The sequence below is a fragment of the Pseudosulfitobacter pseudonitzschiae genome, from assembly GCF_900129395.1.
GTDB lineage: Bacteria > Pseudomonadota > Alphaproteobacteria > Rhodobacterales > Rhodobacteraceae > Pseudosulfitobacter > Pseudosulfitobacter pseudonitzschiae.
In genome coordinates this window covers 130,448-154,128 of the sequence record NZ_FQVP01000002.1, presented here as the reverse complement: position 1 = coordinate 154,128, position 23,681 = coordinate 130,448, and the positions used below count along the sequence as shown (strand labels likewise).

Below are 23,681 nucleotides of genomic sequence, written 5' to 3'. Positions count from 1 at the left end.
GTGGCGTGGTGCAAATAATAATTCTGCCCCCTTTTCATTCATTCACAGGCCTGTATAAGTTTTCTCCATGACACAGGTCGCACATATCCCCACTGCCCGCGCTTCGCGTGCGATCCTGCGCGACCTACTGATCCTAATCCGCCTCTGAGCGTGCCATTTCGGCGCGCCCGCTCAGAGGGGAGTGCCGCGCGCCACAGGCTTTAGGACAATAAAGAGATCTCACATGACCCAAGAACAAGACCGCGTTGTCATCTTTGACACGACTTTGCGTGACGGCGAACAATCGCCCGGCGCCACGATGACCCACACCGAGAAGCTGGAGATTGCCAGCCTTCTGGACGAAATGGGTGTCGATATCATCGAAGCAGGCTTTCCCATCGCGTCCGAAGGCGACTTTGCCGCCGTGTCCGAGATTGCGAAAAACTCGAAAAACGCGGTGATCTGCGGGCTGGCTCGCGCGCAACTGCCTGACATCGACCGGTGCTGGGAGGCGGTGAAACACGCAGCCCAACCGCGCATTCACACCTTTATCGGCACCTCGCCGCTGCACCGCGCCATCCCGAACCTGACCATGGACGAAATGGCCGAACGTATCGACCAGACCGTCACCCACGCGCGCAACCTGTGCGACAACGTGCAATGGTCGCCCATGGACGCCACCCGCACCGAGGCAGATTATCTTTGCCGCGTTGTGGAAATTGCGATCAAGGCGGGGGCGACCACGATCAACATCCCCGACACGGTCGGCTATACCGCCCCGCGTGAAAGTGCGGCGTTGATCCGCATGTTGCTGGAACGGGTGCCGGGCGCGGACGAGATCATCTTTGCCACCCACTGCCACAACGATCTGGGCATGGCGACTGCCAACAGCCTGGCCGCTGTCGAGGCTGGCGCGCGCCAGATCGAATGCACGATCAATGGCCTGGGCGAACGCGCGGGCAACACGGCGCTGGAAGAGGTCGTGATGGCGCTGAAAGTGCGCAATGACATCATGCCGTTCCAGACCGGCGTGGACAGCACCAAGCTGATGAACATCTCGCGCCGGGTGGCGGCTGTTTCCGGTTTCCCCGTGCAGTTCAACAAGGCCATCGTCGGCAAGAACGCCTTTGCCCACGAAAGCGGCATCCACCAGGACGGCATGTTGAAGAACGCCGAAACCTTTGAAATCATGCGTCCCGAGGATGTGGGCCTGACCGAAACCAACATCGTCATGGGCAAACACTCGGGCCGCGCGGCGTTGCGCTCCAAGCTGGAAAACCTCGGGTATGAGTTGGGGGACAACCAGCTTAAGGATGTGTTCGTGCGGTTCAAGGAACTGGCCGATCGCAAGAAGGAAATCTACGAGGACGATCTGATCGCGTTGATGCGCACCACGATCGACCCTGAAGAGGACCGGATCAAGCTGGTGTCGATGCGCGTTGTTTGCGGCACCGAAGGGCCGCAACAGGCCGAGATGACGCTTGAGGTTGACGGGACCGAGCACAAGACCAGCCAGACCGGCGACGGTCCTGTGGATGCGTCGTTCAACTGCATCAAGGCCTTGGTCAGCCACACCGCCCGCCTTCAGCTGTATCAGGTTCACGCCGTGACCGAAGGCACCGATGCACAGGCGACCGTGTCCGTGCGGCTGGAAGAGGACGGGCGCATCGTAACCGGCCAGTCTGCTGACACCGACACCGTTGTCGCGTCGGTCCGGGCCTATGTCCACGCGCTGAACCGTTTGCTGGTGCGTCGCGAAAAGGGCGGCACCGACAAGCGCGAGATCCATTACAAAGACATGCACTGACCCTCGTTGGGTCGGCTGGAAATGGAAAAGGGGCAGCGGAACATCCCGCTGCCCCTTTTTCGTGCTCCGCCCCTGGACCGCACAAACAAAAACGGCCGGATGTTTCCATCCGGCCGTTTCGGTATCAGGTAATCTGTAAGACAGATCAGAAGCTGGTCAGACCTGCGAAAGAGCCTGTCGCGCTGCTGATCACGTTGCCCAATGTGCGACGCGAAGAGGTGCGGCGGCCGATTTCGTAGTTCACGCCAAAGCTGACCTGGTCGATATTCGGTGCGCCATCGATGTTGATGCGACCCAGAGCCAGTTCAACATTCGCGCCTTCGACAAACTCATACTGACCGCCAACGGTGACCGATGTGCCGTCTGTGCCGGCCAGATCAAAGTAGGACAGCGAGCCGATGGCCGAGAAACCGTTGCCGAAGCTGTAGCCGCCCGCAACCGAAACCAGGTCCAGACCGTCAGTTGTGATCACGTCAGCCTGTACGTTGTAGATGTCCATGTCATAGTCGGCAAAGCCTGCGAACACTGTTTCGTCTTCGATGCGGATGATATCCAGACCAACGGTGCCTGTCGGCGCCACGTCCCACGACCCGAACAGGGTGTAGACAGTGTCGTTCAGGTCGGAGGAGTCACCGATCGCGGCGCCCAGAGCATATGTGCCCATGTCGTAGTAGGCAAATACGGATGTCAGGCTGATGTCAGCGCCGCCGAAATCCAGTGCCGTGTAGTCGATACCCATCGAGACGCCGTTGTTCAGGCGATATTCGCCCGCAACCGAACCGTAGTCGATGTCGGTGCCTTCGATGTCGAAGTGCGCCAGTTCGCCCGAGAAAATCCACGCGTCGTATGTGTATTCGATGCCGCCGCCCAGAACGGTCAGGTCCAGCGCGCCAGCGCCGTCCGCGTCCAGACGGTGTTGTTTGATGAATGCGTTGCCATAGGTCAGTTCGCCTGCGGCGGCGACCGATGCCGTTGCGCAGATTGCAGTTGCGATAAGAGCTGTGCGGAACATGATATACCTTCGATTCTTTTATGATTGCTGCTTGATGCCGCGGCTATACGCCTCTGATCTGACAGCGCGAAGAGGTGAAGCGAACGCTGTCACGACATCGCGTCAGCTTGTGGCGTATCCGCCACAAACCATAAATTTCCGAACCTATTCTTCCCGCGATTAACCTTTATTTAACAAAGCATTACAATTGAGCGGCATCTAATAGGGGTTTTTCGGTTCTCTATTTTCACTCAGCGACTCTTGTGACCGCTCGACGATACGCTCAACGGCGTCGGCCAAGTGTACCTCGGCGATGTGATCGTCACCTGCAGCGACGCGAATCTTGTGCGCTTCCATCAGTACGGCCGCATGGCTGGACCCGCGCGGCGGGATGAACTTGTAGCAGGCCAACTCGATCAGCAGGCCGCAGGGGTCCTTGAAATAGATCGAATCCATGAACCCACGGTCCTTTACGCCCGAATTGCCGATGCCGCGCGCCTTGAGCCGGTCCGGCACCTGCGCGAAGGTGGCACGGTCCACCTCGAACGCCAGATGGTGGACACAGCCCACGTCCATCGGGGTGCGACGGTTGTCGGCCTTGCGATTGTCATTGGTAAAGATCGTGATCAGCCGCCCGTCGCCGGGATCGAAATACAGGTGCCCCTGTTCGGGATCGTCCAGGTTGGGTTGGTCAAAAATGAACGGCATGCCCAGCACGCCCTCCCAGAAATCAATCGTGGTCTGCCGGTCGGCACCGGTCAAGGTAATGTGATGAACGCCCAGAACCTGAAGTTTGCGCATGATTATTCTCCCTTTTTCATCGGGGAACCTAGCACGGCACGCCCTGTGCGCCATATCCTGTTGACCGGGCTGCCCATTTGCGATCCGCGGCCAAAGTCGCCTGTTTATCAAGCTGCGCGGGAACCCGCGTAACCAAGTTCCATTCGGCCCTTTCGTCCCGCTCTACACATCCCTATAAGTCGAGCGCCCGCAGCAATCATGACTCGCGGGCCAAAACGTATTGACGAAGGGTACGCGCATGTCGTGGTTTGGAAATTTGGGTGGTCTGTTTTCTTCGGATATGGCCATTGATCTCGGAACGGCTAACACTCTGATATACGTAAAAGGCAAGGGCGTCGTCCTGTCCGAACCTTCTGTTGTGGCTTATCATATCAAGGATGGTGTCAAAAAGGTGCTCGCCGTGGGCGAGGACGCCAAGCTGATGCTGGGCCGGACGCCCGGCAGCATCGAGGCCATCCGTCCGATGCGCGAAGGCGTGATTGCCGATTTTGACACCGCCGAAGAGATGATCAAACACTTTATCCGCAAGGTGCACAAACGATCGACCTTTTCCAAACCCAAGATCATCGTCTGCGTGCCGCATGGTGCGACCCCCGTTGAAAAACGTGCGATCCGCCAGTCGGTTCTGTCTGCGGGCGCACGGCGCGCCGGCCTGATCGCAGAACCCATCGCGGCGGCCATTGGCGCGGGCATGCCCATCACCGACCCCACCGGCAACATGGTCGTGGACATCGGCGGCGGCACCACCGAAGTTGCCGTTCTGTCGCTGGGTGACATCGTTTACGCCCGTTCCGTCCGCGTCGGTGGCGACCGCATGGACGAGGCGATCATCAGCTATCTGCGCCGCCAGCAAAACCTGTTGGTCGGTGAAACCACCGCCGAGCGCATCAAGACAACCATCGGCACTGCCCGTATGCCCGACGACGGACGCGGCACGTCGATGCAGATCCGGGGCCGCGACCTGCTGAACGGCGTGCCCAAGGAAATCGAAGTGACCCAGGCGCAGATCGCCGAGGCGCTGGCCGAGCCGGTTCAGCAAATCTGCGAGGCCGTGATGACCGCGCTGGAAACCACACCGCCCGATCTGGCGGCTGACATCGTCGACCGTGGCGTGATGCTGACCGGTGGCGGTGCGCTGCTGGGCGATCTGGATCTGGCGCTGCGCGAACAGACCGGCCTGGCCGTGTCCATCGCCAACGAATCGCTCAACTGCGTGGCACTGGGCACCGGCAAGGCGCTGGAGTTCGAGAAACAACTGCGCCACGCCATCGACTACGACAGCTAAGCCAAAGGCCCCTTTGCAAGAAGGGGCCCGTTGCGGCACAATTGAAGCACGATCCCGCCGCGCCGACGAAACCGCAGGTGAGACTTCACATTGGCAAAAGACCGTTCTTCTTCATCTGATTATGTCGCCCCGATCCGGCGATTGCTGACGGCTGTGCTGGCGCTGGCGTTGATCGCCACCTTTATCGTCTGGCGCATCGACAGCCCACGGGTGGAACGGTTCCGCGCGCAGGTGACCGACCGGATCGTCCCGAATTTCGACTGGGCCATGGCCCCGGTTACGGGCACCATCAACCTGGTGCGCAACTTCCGCAGCTATCAACGCATCGCCGAACAGAACGCCGAACTGCGCCGCGAGCTGCGCAAGATGCAGGCGTGGAAAGAGGCTGCGGTTCAGCTTGAGCAGGAAAACGCGCGGCTGCTGGATCTGAACAACGTGCGGCTGGACCCGCGCCTGACCGTGATTTCGGGCATGGTGCTGGCCGACAGCGGATCGCCCTTTCGCCAGTCCGTACTGCTGAACGTCGGTGCGCGTGACGGGCTGGTCGATGGCTGGGCCACGATGGACGGCATCGGCCTTGTCGGGCGCATTTCCGGCGTGGCCGAGAACACGGCGCGGGTGATCCTGCTGACCGATGCGTCCAGCCGCATTCCCGCGACGATCCAGCCCTCGGGACAGCGCGCCATCGTCGCAGGTGACAACAGCGCCAACCCGCCGGTCGATTTCCTGGAAAACCCCGACCTTGTGCGCCCCGGCGACCGTGTGTTCAGTTCGGGCGACGGAGGTGTGTTTCCGGCAGGATTGCTGATCGGCGAGGTTGTCAAAGACCCCGGCGGGCGGCTGCGTGTCCGGCTGGCCGCGGATTACGAGCGGCTCGAATTCCTGCGGGTTCTGCGCCACTATGGCAACGAGCCGGTCAGCGACACCGCTCAGATCATTACGCCTGACCAACCTGTGACCAGGGTGGGGGAATGAGCGAACAGTCCCAATTCCACGTCTGGGTGATGCGCGCCGCCTTTTGCCTGCTGGTTCTGGTGATCCTGTTCTTCCAGATCCTGCCGCTGCAAACCCAGCCCGGCCAATGGGCCCCGCCTGACCTGCTGATCGGCTTTGTCTTTGCGTGGTCAGTGCGCCGCCCCGAATATGTGCCGCCGCTGATGCTGGCCGTGCTGCTGATGCTGGCCGACCTGCTGTTGCAGCGGCCGCCGGGCCTGTATGCCGCGCTGGTTCTGATGGCGAGCGAAAACCTGAAAGGGCGCGCCCGCGCCTTGCGCGCCTCGACGCTGGTGGCGGAGCTTGTGACCGTTGCCATGCTGATGGTTGCGGTGGCTGTGGCGTATCGCCTGGTTCACAAAGTTATGTTGATTGATACCGCGCCAATGGGCTTGTCACTTTTGCAACTGGGGCTGACAATCCTCAGCTATCCGCTGGTGGTACTGGTCACGCACAGCATCATGCGTGTCCGCAAGACCGGGCCAGGCGATCTGGAAACGGCAGGAGGCCGTATATGAAACGCACCCGCGCAGATGCCGAAGCCGGCAACCGCACGCTCTCGCGCCGCACCGCCGTTCTGGGCGGGCTGCAACTTGCCTTTGTCGGCGGGCTGGCCGCGCGGATGAGCTATTTACAGGTTGATCAAGCCGATCAGTTTCGTCTGTTGGCAGAAGACAACCGCATCAAGGACAGCCTGATCCCGCCTGCGCGGGGTGAGGTGTTCGACCGCAACGGCGTGCAGTTGGCAAAGAATGTCCCCTCATACCGCATCATCGTCAAACGCGAAGATATCGGTGATGTGGACGCGGCGCTGGAACGGCTGGGCCGTGTGGTCAGGCTGGACCCGGACGATCTGGAACGGGCGATGAACGAGATGAAACGCTCGGCCCCGTTTCATCCGATCACCGTGGCAGAGAATGTATCATGGGAAGATATCAGCCGCGTCAGCGTGAATGCGCCCGCCCTGCCCGGCGTCACACCCGAGGTTGGCCTAAGCCGCATCTATCCGCTGGGTTCGGATTTTGCCCATGTGCTGGGCTATGTGGGCCCTGTCAGCGACTATGACCTCGAACAGATGGAAACCCCGGACCAGCTGCTGCTGATCCCCCGGTTCCAGATCGGCAAGGTCGGCATCGAGGCCAAGCAAGAGGACCGTTTGCGCGGCAAGGCCGGCGTAAAACGCGAAGAGGTCAACGCCACGGGCCGCGTCATGCGCGAACTGGATCGGCGCGAGGGGCGTCCGGGCGCGGATATTCAACTGACCATTGACGCGAATTTGCAGAATTACGTTCAGGCCCGACTGGGGCAGGAAAGTGCAAGTGCCGTGGTGATGGACTGTGAGACCGGTGATCTGGTCGCAATCGCCTCGGCCCCGTCGTTTGATCCCAACCTGTTCGTGCGCGGCATTTCCGTGGCCAATTACAAGGAACTGACCGAGAATATCTATCGCCCTCTGGCGTCAAAATCGGTTCAGGGTGCCTATCCGCCCGGTTCGACCTTCAAGATGATGACGGCGCTGGCCGCACTGGAGGAGGGCATGGCGCAGCCGGACGAGACGGTCTATTGCCCCGGCCATCTGGAAGTGGCCGGTCGCCGCTTTCACTGCTGGAAACGCGGCGGGCATGGCTATGTCGATCTGCAAAACAGCCTGAAACAATCCTGCGACGTCTATTATTACGATCTGGCCCTGAAGGTCGGGATCGAGAAAATCTCGGCCATGGCACAGCGCTTTGGCCTTGGGGTGCGCCACGACGTGCCGATGTCGGCAATCTCGCAGGGGCTGACGCCGACGAAGGACTGGAAGCGGCGCGTGCATGGGCAAGAATGGGTAATCGGTGACACGGTCAACGCGTCGATCGGCCAAGGGTATATGCTGGCCTCGCCGCTGCAATTGGCGGTGATGACCGCCCGCATCGCGACCGGTCGGAACGTGACCCCGCGGCTGGTAAAATCGGTGGACGGCATCGAAGAGCCATCAGGTGCCGGTGAGAGCATGGGCTTGAACGAGAACAACCTGCGCAAGATGCGCCGCGCGATGTATGACGTGGTGAACGACCGGCGCGGCACGGGATATGGCAGCCGGATCATCACCGAAGGCATGCGCATGGCGGGCAAGAGCGGCACCAGCCAGGTCCGCAACATCACCGCCGCCGAACGCGCGCGCGGTGTGATCAACAACAGCGACCTGCCGTGGGAGCGGCGCGACCATGCGCTGTTCGTGAGCTTTGCTCCCATTGAAAACCCCAAGTATGCCGTATCGGTCATCGTCGAACACGGCGGCGGCGGGTCGTCCGCGGCGGCCCCGATTGCGCGGGATATCACGCTTCAGGCGCTGTATGGCGGCCCACCCCCGCTGGACGCTTACCCGTCCAAGGACCGGGGCCGCATCAAGGCCCAGCAGGAAGAACTGCAAGCCGTGCGCCCGATGGCGGATCTGGGCGGGTCTGATCAGGCATGAGTTATCTTGAATATACGGTCAAATCCGTTCCCACCGGCTTTCGCAAGATCCTGTATCTGAACTGGCCGCTGACCATCCTGCTTGCTTCGGTTGCCGGCGTCGGCTTCCTGATGCTCTATTCCGTCGCGGGCGGTTCCTATACGCCCTGGGCCGGGCCGCAAATGGAACGCTTTGGTGTCGGGCTGGTGCTGATGGTGCTGGTGGGTCTGGTACCGATCTGGTTCTGGCGGTCGGTGTCCTCGGTGGCTTACGGCGTGTCGGTGATATTGCTGATCGCGGTTGAACTGTTCGGGTCCATCGGGATGGGCGCGCAACGATGGATTGATCTGGGGTTCATGCGGTTGCAGCCGTCCGAGCTGATGAAGGTCACGCTGGTGATGTTCCTGGCGGCCTATTACGATTGGCTGCCGCCGGCCAAGAAGTCGCGTCCTTTCTGGGTGTTGATCCCTGTGGTGATCATATTGATCCCCACGGCGCTGGTGCTGGGCCAGCCGGACCTTGGCACTGCGATCCTGTTGCTGGCAGCGGGGGGCGGGCTGATGTTTCTGGCCGGTGTGCACTGGGCCTATTTTGCCGCTGTTCTGGCGGCAGGCATCGGGTTGATTGCCGCCGTGTTCCAGTCGCGCGGCACGCCGTGGCAGTTGATCAAGGATTACCAGTATCGCCGGATCGACACGTTTCTTGATCCTTCATCCGACCCGCTGGGAGCAGGCTATCACATCACCCAATCCAAGATTGCGCTGGGATCGGGTGGCTGGACCGGGCGCGGGTTCATGCAGGGCACGCAATCGCGGCTGAACTTTCTGCCCGAAAAGCACACGGACTTTATCTTTACCACGCTGGCAGAAGAGTTCGGCTTTGTCGGCGGGTTTTCCCTGCTGGTGCTTTATACGCTGATCATCTTTTTCTGCGTTGTCTCTGCCGTGAACAACCGCGACCGGTTTTCATCGCTGCTTATCCTGGGGCTGGCGTTGAACTTTTTCCTCTTTTTCTCGGTAAATATGTCGATGGTCATGGGGTTGGCCCCGGTTGTGGGTGTGCCTCTGCCGCTGGTCAGTTATGGTGGCTCTGCGATGCTTGTTCTCATGCTCGCCTTTGGCTTTGTTCAAAGCGCCCACATCCACCGACCAAGGTAAAATATGATCAACGTACTTTTCGCGGCCCACCCCGACCGTTGGGCCAGCTATGAAACACCCCTGAAACAGGCCATCGCCAATGCCGGGGTCGAGGCCAATCTGGCCACCGACATCCCGCCTGCCGATGTAGACTATATCGTTTATGCCCCCAATTCTCCCTTGCAGGATTTCACGCCCTATACGCGGGCCAAGGCGGTGCTGAACCTGTGGGCCGGTGTTGAAAAGATCGTTGGCAACGAGACGTTGAAAATCCCGCTGACGCGGATGGTCGATCCGGGCCTGAGCCAGGGGATGTGCGAATGGGTCACCGGCCACACCCTGCGCCATCATCTGGGTATGGACGCGCATATCAATTGCGCCCCCGGCGTGTGGAAGAACGTGCCGCCACCGCTGGCATGGGACCGCAAGGTGACTGTGCTGGGCCTGGGCGAGCTGGGCACCGCCTGTGCGCAGATGCTGGCGCTGGCCGGTTTTGACGTGACCGGCTGGTCGCGCAGCCCCAAGAACCTCGACGGCATCCGTTGCCTCTCCGGCGAAGAGGGGCTGACCAAGGCGCTGACAGGGGCGGAGATCGTCGTGCTGTTGTTGCCCGATACCCCTGCCACCGAAAACACGTTGAACGCCGAAACGCTGGCGCTGCTGGCCCGCGGCGCGTGCATCATCAACCCCGGGCGCGGTCCGCTGATCGACGACGACGCGTTGCTGGCGGCACTGGACACGGGCCAGGTTGGCCATGCCACGCTGGACGTGTTCCGTGTCGAGCCGCTGCCCGAGGCGCACCCCTACTGGCACCACCCTCGGGTCACCGTCACGCCCCATGTGGCGGCCGAGACGCGGCCAAAATATTCGGCCCTGACCATCGCGGAAAACATCCGGCGCGGAGAAGCGGGCGCGCCGTTCCTGCACTTGGTGGACCGGTCCGCCGGTTACTGATCTTGCGCAACGGGTGACGACGCGTTCAATCGTCACCCGCCAGCCGCCGCAACAGGCGTAGCTTGGTCTCGGACGGCTCGGCGCCGATCGCCTGCATCACCTGTTCCAGCTTGCTGTGCGCGCCGTGCAACTGGTCCAGCAGTGACATGATGATCACCAGCGCATCCTCGTTCACCTCGAAATCATCCGTCAGTTCGCACAACAGGGTGATACGGCGGATGTCCAACGTGCGATAACGCGGCCCGTCGGGCGTGGTCACCGGGGTGACAATGCGCAAACGTTCAAAATGGCTGAGCCGCTCGGCGGTCAACGAGGTGACGCGCGCGATCACCTGATCGGGTGCATATGCATCGGTCATTTCGTTTCCTTTCCTGTGCGCGGGTCATAGGCGTGTTCGGCCCGCCAGCCCTCCATGAAAGTCTTGAGGGCATTGTCGATCCTGGATGGGCTGACAATGCGCAATGTGATGCGCTGGTCGCCCTTGCCGTTGCGCCCCTTGACGCCGCGCCCCTTCAGACGCAGCACCTGGCCCGAACTGGCCCCGGCGGGCACGCTGACCTTGACCGTGCCCGACACGGTGCGCACCGGCACCTTGCCGCCAAGGATCGCCTCGTCGATGGTGATTGGCAAGGTTACGAGGATATCATCCCCGTCCCGTTCGAAATCCGGGTTGGGGATCACATCCAGCGTGATAAAGGCGTCCCCCGGCTGGCCCGCGCCATGGCCCGGTGTTCCCTTGCCGCGCAACCGCAGGGTCTGGCCGTCGCGCGCACCTTCGGGGATCTTGACCTCGAGCGTGCCGCCATCCGGCAGCGTGATCCGTGTCCGCGTCCCCAAGGCCGCGTCCAGAAAGGGCACGCCCAGACGGTATTGCACGTCCTGCCCCGGCACATCACCCGGCGCGCCCCGGCTGAAACCCGCGCCCTGCCCGCGCGCAAAGTTTGCAAAGAAATCATCCGCATCAAAGCCGCCCTGAAACGGGTTGCCCTGAGAGGTCCGGCTTTGGGTATAGGGGTTTTCCGGTCCACGTGCGGTGTCTCGGTAGTAGCCGCGCGGCGCTTGTTCGGTTCCCGAAGCGTCGATTTCACCCGCGTCAAAGCGACGGCGCTGTTCGGGGTCCTTGAGCAGGTCATAGGCCTGTCCCGCCGCCTTGAATCGCGCCTCGGCACGGGGATCATCCGGGTTCAGGTCGGGGTGATCGGTGCGTGCAATCTTGCGATAGGCCTTTTTGATGTCGTCTGCGCTGGCCTCTTTGGTCAGACCAAGCGCAGCATAGGGATCTTTTGTCATTCGGTGCTCCGCATTTGGTTACATGTCTTTCAGCAGGTGTTCGTGACCTGTGCCGCCGCCCCGACCGAGCGGCGGCAGATGTATCACGCCGCCAGACCGCGCCCTTTCAACAAGGCCTCGACCCCCGGCAAGCGCCCCCGGAATGCGGTGTACAGCTCTGCCGCATCGCGGCTGCCGCCGGTGCTGAGGATGTTCTCTTCGAGCGCCTTGGCCACCTTTGCATCAAAGGCGCCTCCGGCCTCTTCGAAGGCGGCAAAGGCATCGGCATCCATCACTTCGGACCACATATAGCTGTAATACCCCGAGGAATATCCGTCGCCCGAGAACACATGGGCGAAATGCGGTGTGGCATGCCGCATCCCGATGGCCGGTGGCATCCCGAGTTCTGCGAGGATCTCGGCCTGGCGGGCCATCGGATCGGCGGGCGCTGCGCCGTCGTGAAACTCCAGGTCGACCAGCGCCGAGGCGACATATTCGACCGTCTGGAACCCCATGTCATAAGTCGCCGCCGCAAGAACCTTGTCCAGCAGTACCTGTGGCATCGGCTGGCCGGTCTCGGAATGGGTTGCAAAAGCGCCCAACACTTCGGGCACGTCCAGCCAATGTTCGTAAAGCTGGCTGGGCAATTCGACAAAGTCCCGTGCGACGGAAGTGCCCGACACGCTTTCATAGGTCACATCCGACAGCATCTGGTGCAGCGCGTGGCCGAATTCGTGAAACAGCGTGCGCGCGTCGTCATAGGACAACAATGCCGGATCGCCCTTGGCAAAGTTGCAGACGTTGATCACCACCGGTGTCTGAACCTGCGGATGTTTCGCCTGTGACCGCATCGCGGAACACCATGCGCCCGAGCGTTTCGAGCCGCGTGCGAAATAGTCACCGATGAACACCGCGATATGTTCGCCGTCCCGCGTCACGTTCCACGCGCGGCAATCGGGGTGATAGAGCGGTACGTCCAGCGGTTCGAACGACAGGCTGAACAGCCGTGACGCACAGTCAAACGATGCCTCGATCATCCGGTCGAGCTGGAAATACGGCTTCAGTTCGGCCTCATCCAGATCATGCAACTGCTGGCGGCGGCGTTCCGAATAGAACCGCCAGTCCCAGGCCTGCAGCTCTCCGTTCACGCCGTCCTGTTGCATCATCTGGGCCAGCACCCAGGCATCCGCCTCGGCCTGTGCCTTGGCCGGTTCCCAGACCTGCATCAACAAGGCCCGCACCGATGCCGCGTCACCCGCCATTTCGGTTTCCAGCTTGTAGGCGGCAAAATTTTCATAGCCCAGCAGCTTGGCCCGCTCTTCGCGCAGTTTCAGAATTTCGGCAGCGATATCACGGTTGTCGGTCTTGCCCCCGTTTGCCCCCCGCGCGGCCCATGCCTTGTAGGCGATCTCGCGCAGGTCGCGGCGGGTGGAGAATTGCAGGAACGGCACGATCAGCGACCGCGACAGGGTGATCACGGCACCATCAGCACCCTTTTCCTTGCCTGCCTCGCGCGCCGTGCGGATCACGAAATCCGGCAGCCCCGCCATATCTGTTTCGGCCAGATCCATGTGCCAGTCACGCTCATCCGCCAGCAGGTTCTGGGTGAATTCGGTGCCCAGAACGGCCAGGCGCCCCTTGATCTCTTTCATCCGCGCGGCCTCGGCCCCGGTCAGGGCGGCCCCCGAGCGGACAAAGCCGCGATGGGTCAGCATCAGCACCCGCGACTGTTCGTCCGTCAGGTCCAGACTGTCGCGTTGGTCCCAGACGGCGGCGACGCGGGCAAACAGCGCGGTATTGGCCGAAATCTCGGAAAAATGCGCCGCCAGCCGGGGCGAGAATTCACGCTGTAACGCCTCGCGCGCCGGATTGCTGTCCGCACCTGCAACGGTAAAGAAGACGCCCAGAACCTTGTCCAGATCGCGCCCGGCGGCTTCGAGCGCGCCGATCACATTGTCAAAGGTCGGCGCATCGGCATTGCCTGCAATCGCGTCAATCTCGGCGTTGTGTGCCGCCAGCGCCTGATCCAGAGCAGGGGTAAAGTCGTCGTCGGAAATGGTATCAAACGGGGCGATCTGGAACGGCGTATCCCATTCGGCAAGCAAGGGGTTGGTCATGTGGGGTCTCCTTTGACCTCAACCTAAACCTTGCCTCGCCACTTGCAATCGCATCCGCCCGATCTGGCGCAGGAAATCACCCCTTGTCGCCGCAAACCGGACAATCGCCGCGCCGCGCCAGCGTGATCTTGCGGCTCTCGCCATAGAGCGCGTCATAGATCAGCATTTCGCCCCGCAGCGACGTGCCTGCATCGGTCAGCAGCTTGACCGCCTCGACCGCCATCATCGCACCCACGACACCGGGCAAGGGGCCCAGAACGCCCGCTTCGGCGCAGCTGGGAGCCAGTCCGTCGGCGGGGGCCTGCGGGAAAATGCATTGGTAACACGGCGCGCCACGGGCGGGGTCAAAGACGCTCAGCTGCCCCTCCCACTGGCTCAGCGCGCCCGAGATCAACGGCACGCCCGCCGCGACCGCCGTGCGGTTGACCAGATAGCGGGTGTCGAAATTGTCGGTACCGTCCAGCACCAGATCGTATTCCGCGACCAGTTCGGCGGCGACCTCCGCGTCAAAGCGGCGGTGATAGGGGCGTACGGTGATGAAGGGGTTCAAGGCCTCCAGCGCAGCTTGGGCCGAGAACACCTTGGGCATGCCGATGCGCGCGTCCGTGTGGATCACCTGACGCTGCAGATTGCTGCCCTCGACCACATCGGCGTCGATCACGCCGATCGTGCCGACCCCTGCCGCTGCCAGATACTGCAGGGCAGGCGCGCCCAGGCCGCCCGCCCCCACGACCAGCACGCGCGCGTTTTTCAACGCCACCTGCCCCGGTCCGCCAATCTCGCGCAGAACGATGTGGCGGGAATAGCGGTTCAGTTCGACCTCGGTCATCGGCCCGATCAGTGGCTGGGGGTCGGCCTGCCCCCCTGCCGCCTTCGCCCTTAACCGACGCAAGCCCCAGCGATAGGTCAGTACCAGCACCACGAAACCGCCCAGGATCAGCCACAGTGCCGCACTTTCCCCTGTTGCCATGCGCAAGGGATGCGCGTCCGGCAGCGCCAGATGCAGCGCCAGAACGGCGACATACAGCAGCAGGACCATGTTGAGCCGCACCGCGCGTGGCGCCCCCATCATGGCCCCGACACCCCAAAGTGCCGCAGCAAGGGCCAGAACAAGGATCATTGCGCGCCCGTCGAGCCAAAGCCGCCCGCGCCGCGCGCTGTGTCGTCCAGAACATCAACCAGATCGAACCGGGCCTGAACCACCGGGGCTACAACCATCTGCGCGATGCGCATTCCGTGTTCGACCACGAAATCGTCAGACCCCAGATTGATCATGATCACGCCCAGCGGCCCACGATAGTCGCTGTCGATGGTGCCGGGTGTGTTCACCAGCGTCACTCCGTGTTTCAGCGCCAGCCCCGAGCGGGGGCGCACCTGTACCTCGAACCCTGCAGGGATCGCCAGCCGCAGGCCCGTCGGCACCAGCGTCCGCGCGCCGGGCTTCAACACCACCGGCGCACGATCCGCGAAATTCGCCCGCAGATCCGCACCGGCGGCACCGGATGTTTCATAGGACGGCAGGCCAAGCGCGGTGTCCGCGCCCGTATCCCAGACAAACTGCACTGTGACTGTATCGGTCTTCATCTTGCCAAAAAAACTCCCGCCGGAGGCATAAAAGTTCAGCTCAACGCCGCCGCTATCCGCGCCGCAAGCTTTTGCGCGACGGCATCCTTGCCCATGCGCGGCCAGTCCTCGACGCCTGTGTCCGAAATCAAGTGCACCGCGTTTTCGCTGCCGCCCATGATCCCCGTCTCGGGCGAGACGTCATTCGCCACGATCCAGTCACAGCCCTTGCGTTTGCGTTTGGCGGTGGCGTGCGCGATCACATCGTTGGTCTCGGCGGCAAAACCCACGATCAGGCCGGGCCGGCCTTCTGTCATTTGCGAGACAGTCGCCAGAATGTCGGGATTCTCGGCGAACTCCAGCTTTGGCATCCCGTCCTTGGTCTTTTTCAGCTTGCGGTCCGAGGCTGACGCGACACGCCAGTCGGCCACCGCTGCGGCAAAGACTGCCACATCGCAAGGCAACGCGGCCTGCACGGCTTGCAACATCTGCTGTGCGGTCTGCACCTTGACCACCTGCACGCCCGCAGGTGGCGGCACGTCGGCAGGTCCGGTGACAAAGACCACTTCGGCCCCCAATCCCGCCAGCGCCGCCCCCAACGCCGCGCCCTGTGCGCCGGACGAGCGATTGGCGATATAGCGCACGGGATCAATTGGCTCGTGCGTAGGCCCCGAGGTGACCAGCACCCGTTTGCCCGCCAGCGGCCCGCCGCCCAGCGCGCCCTCAAGGGCTGCGACAATCTCCAGCGGTTCGGCCATGCGGCCCGGTCCGAATTCGCCACAGGCCATGTCGCCGTCGTTCGGCCCGATCACCGCAATCCCGTCGCCGCGCAATGTCTCAAGATTGCGCTGGGTCGCCGGGTGGTCCCACATCCGCACGTTCATCGCGGGCGCGATCATCACCGGCGTGTCAGTCGCCAGCAGGAGGGTCGAGGCCAGATCGTTTGCCAGCCCCTGCGCCATTTTCGCCATCAGGTCCGCAGTGGCCGGGGCCACCAGCACCAGATCCGCAGAACGTGACAGTTGAATATGCCCCATCTCGGCCTCGTCCGTCAGGTCAAACAGATCGCGATAGACTTTGGTCCCGGCCAGCGCGGACACGGACAGAGGGGTGACAAATTCGGCCCCTGCCTGCGTCAGCACGGGCGTCACCGACGCCCCGCGTTCACGCAGGCGCCGGATCAGGTCCAGCGATTTGAACGCCGCGATGCCGCCGCCGATGATCAGAAGAATTCTTTTGCCGTTCAGCATACTGCGTTCCCGCTGTCGTCATATTCGCCCAACCATAGGCCGCGCCTGCGCATTCTGCCAGCCCGTAAGCAGCCCGCTATCTGAGCGCCGCGCAGGGGTCGGGCCGATCCTGTGCCGGTGCGTCCCACACCACGTCAAACCCGCCATCTGGGGCATTGCCGTCCTCGGCCTGACCGATGGACCAAACGCGCGCCTTCGGGGCGACCTGCGACAGATAGCTGGGCACGCCCCAGTCCTTGCGGGCATGGCCGTTGCCGGTGATCACCACCACCGGCCCGCCTGTGTCTGCCAGGGCCCTTACCGCCGCCTGCGCCAATGTGGCATCGCGCAACCGCTGCACCTTGACCATGGCGGGCAACATCTCTTTGGGCAGCGCATCGCAATGGGCCACGCGTTGCAAGTCCTCGCGCGCAATCTGGTGTGCATCGCTCAGATCTCGGTCCAGCCCGTAAGCCGCAGCTGCGTCAAAAGCAGCCCCAAGGGGTTCCTGCATCACGGCCTGCGCCAATTCGCGCGGCACCGCAGCCCCGTAGCTGATTGCATCGGGGGCCGCTGCAAAAATTGGGTGGTACATGGAAAAATCAGGCCAACCCGCCTCGGCCCAGCCCAGCCGTTCGGCCATGGCGTCGGCGTTCTCGATCAACTCTGGCGTGACCAGCCCGGCCTGTGCGGCTTGCAGCATCTCCCAGACAATCGCCTTGGGCTGCACCTGCGCCACCACCTTGGCTTGGGCTGCGTGATGGGCCGGATTGTCATGCACCTCGCCCACAATCACGATATCAGCGGCGGGCACATCGGCAGGTTCAAAAGCAAAGGCCGCCCCCGAGAGGACGGCCCACGACAGCAGTGCGGGAATCAAGTTTCTCATACGAGGAAGTGATGCACTTCCCGGCTCTGAGTCTCCAGCGATTTCCGCATCTTGGCAAAAGCCGCAGCTTCCAGCTGGCGCACCCGCTCCTTGCTCAGCGACAGCTCTTGCCCCAGGCTTTCCAGCGTTCGCGCATCGTCGCGCAGCTTGCGTTCACGGATGATGAACCGTTCACGGTCGTTCAGCGCATTCATCGCCATCAGCAACCATTCGCGCAGCTGTGCGGTGTCGTGTTCATTCTCGACCTGTTCGGCCGCTTGCACACCATCGTCTTCCAGCGCGTCGATCCATTCGCGGCCTTCATCCTCGGAGGATTGGGTCGCGTTCAATGAATAGTCGGACCCGCCAAGGCGGCCTTCCATCATTTCCACATCCCGCAGCGGCACGCCGATCTCGGTCGAGATCATCTGGCGCAGCTGATGCCCGTCCAGCGTTTCGCCTGCCGAGGCGCTCTCACGCTCAAGCCGCGCCTGAACACGGCGCATGTTGAAGAACAGCGATTTCTGCGAGGATGTCGATCCTGTGCGCACCATAGACCAGTTGCGCATGACGTAATCCTGGATCGATGCCTTGATCCACCAGACCGCATAGGTCGAAAAGCGGACCCCACGGTCAGGGTCGAATTTGTCGGCAGCCTTCATCAACCCAAGGCCCGCTTCCTGAATCAGATCGTTCATGGGCGCGCCGTAGCGTTTGAACTTGGATGCCATCGAAATTGCCAGCCGCATATAAGCGGTGATCAACCGATGCAGCGCCGCCTCATCCCGTTCGTCGCGCCAGGCATAGGTCAGTTTCAGCTCGGTTTCGGCGTCCAACAATTCCGCTTTCATCGCAATGCGTGAGAGTGAAACTTCCCGTACGTTATCCAGTGCCATTGTCACATCTCCCCGATCGTTACTTGTTATGCGGTGTTGACTTTATTACGCATCAGCACAGGGTTCGGTTCATTCGAAAGATGAAAAAAATGTTGCCTTCAATGACATTCGTTTTAGGTGGCGCGGCTTCCGGAAAATCGGCATTCGCTGAAAATGCGATTGTTAACAGCGGGTTAATTCCTGTCTATCTTGCCACGGCACGCATCTGGGACGCCGAAATAAAAGATCGCGTGCAAGTGCACCGTGATCGGCGTGATGCCGCTTGGATCAACTTCGAGGCCACGCATGATCTTGCCCATGTTCTGTGTGAACGCGACGCAAGTGAAGCGGTTCTGATCGACTGTGCGACCATGTGGCTGACCAATCACGTCATGGATGGCAACGATCTGGCACAGGCGCAGGCGGCGCTGATGCAGGCGCTGGACGATTGCGCCGCGCCGGTGGTGATCGTGTCGAACGAACTGGGTCAGGGCATCGTCCCCGCAGATGCCGACACCCGCGCCTTTCGAGAGGCGCAGGGGCGCTTGAACATCGCACTGGCCGCGCGCGCAGACACCGCCATTCAGGTTGTCGCGGGCCTGCCGAATGTCCTGAAAGGCAGCTTATGACCACCTGGCACTGGGTGCGTCACGGGCCAACCCATCAAAAGACCTTTGTCGGTTGGCGCGACGTGCCTGCCGATCTGTCTGACACCGCGCAAATCGCACGTATCCAGGCCTTCCTGCCGGACGACGCGCTGGTGATTTCCTCGGACCTGATCCGCGCCCACGCAACGGCAGATGCGATTGCAGACGGACGCACACGCCTGGCCTCGGACCCGATGCTGCGCGAGTTTCACTTTGGAGCGTGGGACAATTGGCATTTCTCCCGCGTCAGCGATGCCTATCCCGACCTCAGCCGCGCCTATTGGGAAGATCCGGGCGACATTGTCCCCCCCGGCGGTGAAAGCTGGAACATGGCCGCTGCCCGCGTCGCCACCGCCGTGCGCCGGATCAGTGCGCAGCACCCCGCGCGGCACATCATCGCCGTGGCCCACATCGGTGTGATCCTGACGCAGGTACAAAGGGCGATGGGCTGGACGCCGAAACAGGCGCTGGCCCACAAGATCGACAACCTGTCCGTGACACGCATCGATGGGCCCGATGCGGCAAATCCTGTCCCTTTGCTCAATCACCTTCCGTGATGGATATCCGCACAAAACAGCGATTTACCCGTCAGAATTTACGGGTAACGTGCGCTTCATGACATATGATCTTTATATCGGCGACCGCACATTTTCGAGCTGGTCCCTGCGCGGTTGGCTCATGCTCGAGAAATTCGGCCTGCCCTTCCGCACGCACCTTGTTGGCCTTTATGGCGGCACGATGGCCGCGGATATGGCGCATCTCGCACCGGCGAAACTGGTGCCTGCCCTGCAATTGCCCGACGGCACGGTGGTGGGCGAAAGCATCGCGATTGCCGAGACACTGGCCGAGCGCCATCCCGACGCAGGCCTGTGGCCCGACGATCCCGCCGCCCGCGCCACCGCGCGGATGCTGTGTGCCGAAATGGCCGCAGGCTTTGGCGCATTGCGCAACCAGTGTCCGATGCAGCTGCAACACGTCAATACGGGCTTCCAACCCTCCGAAGCGACCCGCGCCGATCTGGCACGCATCGAAACCCTTTGGACCCACGCCCGCAGCTTTGCCTCAGACGGTCCATGGCTGTTCGGGGCCTACAGCCTGGCCGATGCCTTTTACGCGCCGGTCTGCGCCCGTATCATTGGCTATGATCTGCCCGTGTCCGAAGCCGCCCGCGCCTATTGCGCGACAACCCTTTCCGATCCGGCATTCAAGGCATGGCGCGCGGAAGGGTTGAAAACCACCTATGATCCGTTCCCCTATGACATGGGCACGCCGGTCGCAGACTGGCCCTGATCGTACTTTTGGCCATAAACATCCAATTCCGATGCCCGCCTCCCCTCGGCGGGCATTAACCATTCGTAAACGCGGAGCCTCTACCGATTAACCATATCGGAGAGGGACAGAATGGTCGCACGCGCCTATACCGTGGCATTTCAGGGGGTCGAGGCCCGCCCCGTCGAAGTGCAATGCGCCCTGTCGCCGGGTTTGCCTGCCTTTTCCATCGTCGGCCTGCCGGACAAGGCGGTGTCCGAGGCCCGCGACCGCGTCCGCGCGGCGCTGGGTGCGATGGCCATCGCCCTGCCGTCGCGCCGGATCACCGTGAACCTGTCCCCTGCGGACCTGCCAAAAGAAGGGTCGCACTTCGATCTGCCCATCGCCCTGGCATTGTTGGCTGCCCTCGACATCATTCCCAAGGACACCGCGGAATCCGTCGTTGCCCTGGGCGAGCTGTCCCTCGATGGCACCCTGATCCCCGTGATTGGCGCCCTGCCCGCCGCCATGGCCGCCGCAGCGGACGACCGCACGCTGCTGTGCCCTGCCGCCTCGGGTGCCGAAGCGGCCTGGGTTTCTGCCACCAAGGTGATCGCCGCCCCGGATCTGGGCGCGGCGGTGCGCCATTTTACCGGCCAGTCGCTGATCGAACCCAGCACCCCGGGCGAGGTCACCCCCGACGATCCGCTGAAGGACATGCGTGACGTCAAAGGGCAGGAACGTGCCAAACGGGCGCTGGAAATCGCCGCCGCAGGGCGTCACCACCTGATCCTTGTTGGTACGCCGGGGTCGGGCAAATCCATGCTGGCCGCGCGGCTGTCGGGCATCCTGCCGCCGCTGACACCGTCCGAGGCGCTGGAAACCTCGATGATCCATTCGCTTGCCGGACTGCTTGACGCGGGCGGCATTTCCCGCGCCCGCCCCTTTCGCGAACCCCACCACACCGCGTCGATGGCTGCAATCATCGGCGGCGGACGCACCGCCAAACCGGGAGAGGTGTCGCTGGCCCACAACGGTGTGTTGTTCATGGACGAATTCCCCGAGTTCCCCCGCACCGTGCTGGAAACCCTGCGCCAGCCCATTGAGACCGGCGAAGTCATGATCGCCCGCGCCAACGCCCACGTGAAATACCCCTGCGCCTTTATGCTGGTCGCGGCCGCCAACCCTTGCAAATGCGGCTATCTGACGGACCCGGACCGCGCCTGTGCCCGTGTGCCGGCCTGTGGCGAGGATTACATGGGGCGCATTTCCGGCCCGCTGATGGACCGGTTCGATTTGCGCGTGGATGTGCCCCCCGTGCGCTACACCGACCTAGACCTGCCCGCATCGGGCGACACCTCGGCGCAGATTGCCGCACGCGTCAAAGCGGCCCGCGACATCCAGATCGCGCGGTTCGAAGGGCGCGCCGACATACGCTCCAACGCCGACGCCGAAGGGGAAATCCTCAAGGAAATCGCGACACCCGACGCCGAGGGCAGCGCCCTGCTCAGCCGCGTGGCCGAACGGTTTGCCTTGTCGGCGCGGGGCTATCACCGCGTACTGCGTGTCGCGCGGACCATCGCAGATCTGGACGGATCAGCGGAGGTCTGTCACCGCCACGTCGCCGAAGCGGTCAGCTACAGGGTGCCGCATCCCAGCGGAACTTGATCCAGCCCGCCAGATCATCAAGCGTTGCGCGCGCTTCGGGCAACATGTTATGAAACATCGGCCAGACGTGGGGCAAATCGCGGGCAATGTGCATCTGCACCGATACGCATTGCGCTCTCGTACGGCTGACGATCCGGCGGCTGTCGTCCAGCAGGATTTCAGTGTCGCCCACTGTGATCCAAATTGGTGGCGCGCCGGTGAAATCCGCAAACAACGGGCTGGCCCCAGGGTCGTCGGCGGCTGCCCCTGCAAGGTAGTGCTCGGCCATCTCGGACACGCGGCGGGCGGGCAGCATCACGTCACGGGCGGCATTCACCTGCAAGCTGGCCCCCGAGAAGGTCAGGTCGGTCAGGGGCGAGAACGCGAACAATCCGCCCGGCAGCGCAGCCCCCGCGCGGATCAACCGCGCCAAAAGCGCCAGAGCCAGACCACCGCCCGCACTGTCGCCGCCCAGCATGATGTTTTCGGGGCTCACACCTCGCGCCAGAAGCGCGTGATAAGCATCCTCTGCACGGTCCAAAGCAGCAGGAAAGGCATGTTCAGGCGCCAGTGGGTATGTCGGCAATACGGCGCAGGCGCGCACGGTCCGGGCAAGAACCGCGACCATTGCCGCGTGGGTGCGCGGGCTGCCGAAAATATAGGCCCCGCCATGGAAATAGAGCAGGACCCGACCCCGATCCGCCCCGGCAGGCTCGAGCCACAAGGCCGCGCCATCGCCGAGGTCACGCCAGCTTTGGGCCACGTCACGCGGGCCGCGAAAGAAGAACCGCGCGTTGCGCTCCAACCGGCGGCGCAGACTGTCGTGCGAGGTGGCGTGGGCAAGGCGCGGCTTTTCGACCCGCCGCAGCCACCTGTTCAACAGGGGCCGTTGCCAGCTCACGCGCGCTTGGCCTCGATCGCCTCCCAGATCTTGGCGGCGATGTTGACACCGTCGAACCGTTCCAGTTCCTGAATGCCGGTCGGTGAGGTCACGTTGATTTCGGTCAGGTAGTCGCCGATTACGTCGATGCCGACAAAAACCTGCCCACGCTCTTTCAGCAGGGGACCGATGGCCGCGCAAATTTCCAGATCGCGGTCGGTCAGGCCGATCTTTTCGGGCCGTCCACCCACGTGCATGTTCGACCGGGTTTCGCCCTCGGCTGGCACCCGGTTGATCGCACCGACAGCCACGCCATCGACCAGAATCACCCGCTTGTCGCCCTTGCTGACCGCTGGCAGGAATTTCTGCACGATCAACGGCTCACGGCTGAAGCCGGTGAACAGCTCGTGCAGGCTGCTGAGGTTGCGGTCGTTGGCGTCCAGCCGGAACACGCCCGCCCCGCCGTTGCCGTATAGCGGCTTGAGGATGACATCGCCGTGCTTGGCCTTGAACGCCTTGATGGTGTCCAGATCGCGGGCAATCGTAGTGGGCGGCGTCAGCTGCGGGAAATCCAGCACCAGCAGCTTTTCGGGAAAATTGCGCACCCAGAACGGGTCGTTCACCACCAAGGTGGTCTCTTTCAGACGGTCAAGCAGGTGGGTCGACGTGATGTAATGCATGTCAAAGGGCGGGTCCTGCCGCAGCCAGACCACGTCGAACTCAGACAGATCGACTTCGCGCATGTCGCCCAGTTGCGCGTGGTCCCCCTGCACGCGCTGGACGGTAAAGTCCTGCCCCCGTGCGGTGATGCGCCCCTCTTGATAGGCCAAATGGTCCGGCGTGTAGAAAAACAGTGAATGACCACGCGCCTGTGCCTCTTCGGCAAGACGGAAGCTGCTGTCTGCGTTGATATTCACGTCCCCGATCGGGTCCATCTGAAAGGCGATCTTCATCG

General features: G+C 62.5%; 23 protein-coding genes. 11 read left to right on the top strand and 12 right to left on the bottom strand.

Going from position 1 to position 23,681, the window contains the following annotated elements; all coding sequences use genetic code 11:
• Positions 1–223: 223 nt before the first annotated feature.
• Positions 224–1,786, top strand: a complete 1,563-nt coding sequence (locus BUC08_RS05150) for a 2-isopropylmalate synthase (RefSeq protein WP_037926699.1) — start codon at positions 224–226, stop codon at positions 1,784–1,786.
• 145 nt (positions 1,787–1,931) lie between these two features.
• Here BUC08_RS05150 and BUC08_RS05145 read toward each other — a convergent pair whose 3' ends face one another.
• Together BUC08_RS05145 and BUC08_RS05140 are read right to left on the bottom strand one after the other, a co-directional pair.
• A complete protein-coding gene (locus BUC08_RS05145) occupies positions 1,932–2,798 on the bottom strand; it encodes a hypothetical protein (RefSeq protein WP_037926702.1) in 867 nt (288 codons plus the stop codon).
• Between the two features lie 198 nt (positions 2,799–2,996).
• Positions 2,997–3,578 (bottom strand): VOC family protein, encoded by a 582-nt coding sequence (locus BUC08_RS05140; RefSeq protein ID WP_037926705.1) that lies wholly within the window; start codon positions 3,576–3,578, stop codon positions 2,997–2,999.
• Between the two features lie 238 nt (positions 3,579–3,816).
• On the opposite strand from BUC08_RS05140, the gene BUC08_RS05135 reads away from it, so the two are divergent.
• The 6 genes from BUC08_RS05135 (at position 3,817) to BUC08_RS05110 (ending at position 10,383) form a co-directional block, all read left to right on the top strand.
• A complete protein-coding gene (locus BUC08_RS05135) occupies positions 3,817–4,863 on the top strand; it encodes a rod shape-determining protein (RefSeq protein ID WP_028955141.1) in 1,047 nt (348 codons plus the stop codon).
• 90 nt (positions 4,864–4,953) lie between these two features.
• Positions 4,954–5,838, top strand: coding sequence for a rod shape-determining protein MreC (mreC, locus tag BUC08_RS05130; RefSeq protein ID WP_037926709.1), 885 nt, complete (start codon positions 4,954–4,956; stop codon positions 5,836–5,838).
• Positions 5,835–6,374, top strand: coding sequence for a hypothetical protein (locus BUC08_RS05125; RefSeq protein ID WP_037926713.1), 540 nt, complete (start codon positions 5,835–5,837; stop codon positions 6,372–6,374). The genes mreC and BUC08_RS05125 overlap by 4 nt, the downstream gene beginning before the upstream one ends.
• Positions 6,371–8,314, top strand: a complete 1,944-nt coding sequence (gene mrdA, locus BUC08_RS05120) for a penicillin-binding protein 2 (protein ID WP_037926717.1) — start codon at positions 6,371–6,373, stop codon at positions 8,312–8,314. The genes BUC08_RS05125 and mrdA overlap by 4 nt, the downstream gene beginning before the upstream one ends.
• Positions 8,311–9,450, top strand: a complete 1,140-nt coding sequence (gene rodA, locus BUC08_RS05115) for a rod shape-determining protein RodA (protein ID WP_037926720.1) — start codon at positions 8,311–8,313, stop codon at positions 9,448–9,450. The genes mrdA and rodA overlap by 4 nt, the downstream gene beginning before the upstream one ends.
• A gap of 3 nt (positions 9,451–9,453) precedes the next feature.
• Positions 9,454–10,383 (top strand): 2-hydroxyacid dehydrogenase, encoded by a 930-nt coding sequence (locus BUC08_RS05110; protein WP_037926723.1) that lies wholly within the window; start codon positions 9,454–9,456, stop codon positions 10,381–10,383.
• Between the two features lie 25 nt (positions 10,384–10,408).
• Here the strand turns inward: BUC08_RS05110 and BUC08_RS05105 are convergent, their stop codons facing one another.
• From BUC08_RS05105 to BUC08_RS05070, 8 genes are all read right to left on the bottom strand, one after another.
• On the bottom strand, positions 10,409–10,741 hold the full coding sequence (locus BUC08_RS05105) for a chaperone modulator CbpM (protein ID WP_037926725.1): 333 nt from the start codon (positions 10,739–10,741) through the stop codon (positions 10,409–10,411).
• Positions 10,738–11,673, bottom strand: a complete 936-nt coding sequence (locus BUC08_RS05100; protein WP_037926728.1) for a DnaJ C-terminal domain-containing protein — start codon at positions 11,671–11,673, stop codon at positions 10,738–10,740. The genes BUC08_RS05105 and BUC08_RS05100 overlap by 4 nt, the downstream gene beginning before the upstream one ends.
• An 83-nt stretch (positions 11,674–11,756) precedes the next feature.
• Positions 11,757–13,769, bottom strand: coding sequence for a M3 family metallopeptidase (locus BUC08_RS05095; protein WP_037926731.1), 2,013 nt, complete (start codon positions 13,767–13,769; stop codon positions 11,757–11,759).
• 76 nt (positions 13,770–13,845) lie between these two features.
• A complete protein-coding gene (locus BUC08_RS05090; protein ID WP_037926734.1) occupies positions 13,846–14,889 on the bottom strand; it encodes a HesA/MoeB/ThiF family protein in 1,044 nt (347 codons plus the stop codon).
• Positions 14,886–15,353, bottom strand: a complete 468-nt coding sequence (gene dut, locus BUC08_RS05085; RefSeq protein WP_037926737.1) for a dUTP diphosphatase — start codon at positions 15,351–15,353, stop codon at positions 14,886–14,888. The genes BUC08_RS05090 and dut overlap by 4 nt, the downstream gene beginning before the upstream one ends.
• 35 nt (positions 15,354–15,388) lie before the next feature.
• Complete coding sequence (gene coaBC / locus BUC08_RS05080) at positions 15,389–16,582, bottom strand: bifunctional phosphopantothenoylcysteine decarboxylase/phosphopantothenate--cysteine ligase CoaBC (RefSeq protein WP_037926740.1); 1,194 nt, start codon at positions 16,580–16,582, stop codon at positions 15,389–15,391.
• Between the two features lie 76 nt (positions 16,583–16,658).
• Positions 16,659–17,450: a ChaN family lipoprotein gene (locus BUC08_RS05075; protein ID WP_037926743.1), complete on the bottom strand. Its 792-nt coding sequence runs from the start codon at positions 17,448–17,450 to the stop codon at positions 16,659–16,661.
• Complete coding sequence (locus BUC08_RS05070; protein ID WP_037926746.1) at positions 17,447–18,325, bottom strand: RNA polymerase factor sigma-32; 879 nt, start codon at positions 18,323–18,325, stop codon at positions 17,447–17,449. The genes BUC08_RS05075 and BUC08_RS05070 overlap by 4 nt, the downstream gene beginning before the upstream one ends.
• Before the next feature lie 101 nt (positions 18,326–18,426).
• On the opposite strand from BUC08_RS05070, the gene cobU reads away from it, so the two are divergent.
• The 4 genes from cobU to BUC08_RS05050 all read left to right on the top strand — a co-directional run bounded on the left by cobU (position 18,427) and on the right by BUC08_RS05050 (position 21,867).
• A complete protein-coding gene (gene cobU, locus BUC08_RS05065; RefSeq protein WP_234973742.1) occupies positions 18,427–18,933 on the top strand; it encodes a bifunctional adenosylcobinamide kinase/adenosylcobinamide-phosphate guanylyltransferase in 507 nt (168 codons plus the stop codon).
• On the top strand, positions 18,930–19,508 hold the full coding sequence (locus tag BUC08_RS05060) for a histidine phosphatase family protein (RefSeq protein ID WP_037926751.1): 579 nt from the start codon (positions 18,930–18,932) through the stop codon (positions 19,506–19,508). Before cobU ends, BUC08_RS05060 begins: the two co-directional genes overlap by 4 nt.
• A 58-nt stretch (positions 19,509–19,566) precedes the next feature.
• Positions 19,567–20,241, top strand: a complete 675-nt coding sequence (locus BUC08_RS05055; RefSeq protein ID WP_037927037.1) for a glutathione S-transferase — start codon at positions 19,567–19,569, stop codon at positions 20,239–20,241.
• A gap of 111 nt (positions 20,242–20,352) precedes the next feature.
• On the top strand, positions 20,353–21,867 hold the full coding sequence (locus BUC08_RS05050) for a YifB family Mg chelatase-like AAA ATPase (RefSeq protein WP_037926755.1): 1,515 nt from the start codon (positions 20,353–20,355) through the stop codon (positions 21,865–21,867).
• Here the strand turns inward: BUC08_RS05050 and BUC08_RS05045 are convergent.
• A complete protein-coding gene (locus tag BUC08_RS05045) occupies positions 21,833–22,747 on the bottom strand; it encodes an alpha/beta hydrolase (protein WP_037926757.1) in 915 nt (304 codons plus the stop codon). The genes BUC08_RS05050 and BUC08_RS05045 overlap by 35 nt on opposite strands.
• Positions 22,744–23,679, bottom strand: coding sequence for a glutathione synthase (gene gshB / locus BUC08_RS05040; RefSeq protein WP_028955160.1), 936 nt, complete (start codon positions 23,677–23,679; stop codon positions 22,744–22,746). The genes BUC08_RS05045 and gshB overlap by 4 nt, the downstream gene beginning before the upstream one ends.
• Positions 23,680–23,681: the final 2 nt, after the last annotated feature.